This is a genomic window from Embleya sp. NPDC050154 (assembly GCF_044460165.1).
Lineage (GTDB): Bacteria > Actinomycetota > Actinomycetes > Streptomycetales > Streptomycetaceae > Embleya.
Map to the genome: position 1 here is coordinate 1 of NZ_JBITJP010000079.1, position 1,303 is coordinate 1,303.

1 protein-coding gene is annotated in these 1,303 nt (G+C 67.5%); it reads left to right on the plus strand.

Going from position 1 to position 1,303, the window contains the following annotated elements:
* The first annotated feature begins 71 nt into the window (after positions 1-71).
* A protein-coding gene (locus tag ACIBSV_RS50655; RefSeq protein ID WP_395874801.1) for an IS3 family transposase occupies positions 72-1,267 on the plus strand; the annotation gives its coding sequence in 2 pieces (ribosomal slippage) (positions 72-351 and positions 351-1,267; 1,197 coding nt in all).
* Positions 1,268-1,303 lie beyond the last annotated feature (36 nt).

A 1,303-nucleotide genomic window follows, 5' to 3' on the forward strand; every position in this document is an offset into this window, starting at 1 on the left:
TGAGCTGCTCTGAGTTTGGTGGAGTCCTTGAAGCCGGGTTATGGTGCCCGGCGTAAGGAGCACCACGAACCATGCCAGCACCACGCAAATACCCCGATGAGCTGCGCGAACGGGCAGTCCGGGAGGTCCGCACCTCCGGCCGTCCGGTCGCCCACGTCGCACGGGACCTGGGCATCCACAAGGAGGCCCTGCGCAACTGGGTCCGCCAAGCCGAGGCCGACGCCGGCGAACGCGACGACCGGCCGACCACCGCCGAGGCGGAGGAATTGAAGCAACTCCGCAAGGAGAACGCGGAGTTGCGGCGGGCGAATGAGATCCTGAAAGCCGCGTCCGTGTTTTTTGCGCAGGAGATCGACCGTCCCCGGACGAGGCCGAGCAGGTGATCGACCACCTGCGTGACAAGGGTCTCGGGGTCGATCCCGTATGCCGGGTGCTGGACCTGTCCCCGTCGACGTACTTCGCGCGCAAGAAGCGCCCCAAGTCCGCGCGCCGGCTGCGCGACGAGCGGCTCATCGGCCTGATCGAGACCGAGCACGCCGACTCCGGCGGCACCTACGGTGCCCGGCGGATCACCCGCGCACTGGCTCGCAAGGGCCACGTCGTGGCCCGGTGCACGGTCGAGCGGCTGATGCGCGAATCGGGCGTCGAGGGCGTCATCCGCGGGCGGCGCCGCCGCACCACCGTGCCCGAGCCGGCCGCACCCCGTCCACCGGACCTGGTCGACCGCCGCTTCACCGCCGAGGGCCCGGATCGACTGTGGGTCGCCGACCTGACGTATGTCCGCACGTGGTCGGGGTGGACGTACGTGGCGTTCGTCCTCGACGTGTACTCACGGATGATCGTCGGCTGGCAGGTCGCAGACCACCTGCGGACCGAACTCCCGTTGGACGCTTTGGAGATGGCGTTGTGGCGACGCCGTATCAAGAAGGGCTCCGGACTGGTTCACCACTCGGACAGGGGGTCGCAATACGTGTCCATTCGCTACACCGAGCGGCTCGCCGATGTCGGGGCCGCCGCTTCGGTCGGCTCGGTCGCGGACAGCTATGACAACGCGATGGCCGAGGCGCTCAACGGCACGTTCAAGGCCGAACTGATCGAAATGCAGGGTCCGTGGCGAGACTTCGCCCAGGTCGAGCACGCCGTCGTGCGCTGGGTCGGCTGGTACAACGAGGAACGGCTCCACTCCGCCCTCGGCTACGTCCCACCGATCGAGTACGAGCAGGCGTACCGACAGTACCCGCAGCAACAACAAACGAAGACCGCCTGAACAACCGCAACACTCTACGAAACCCGGGTCAGCTCA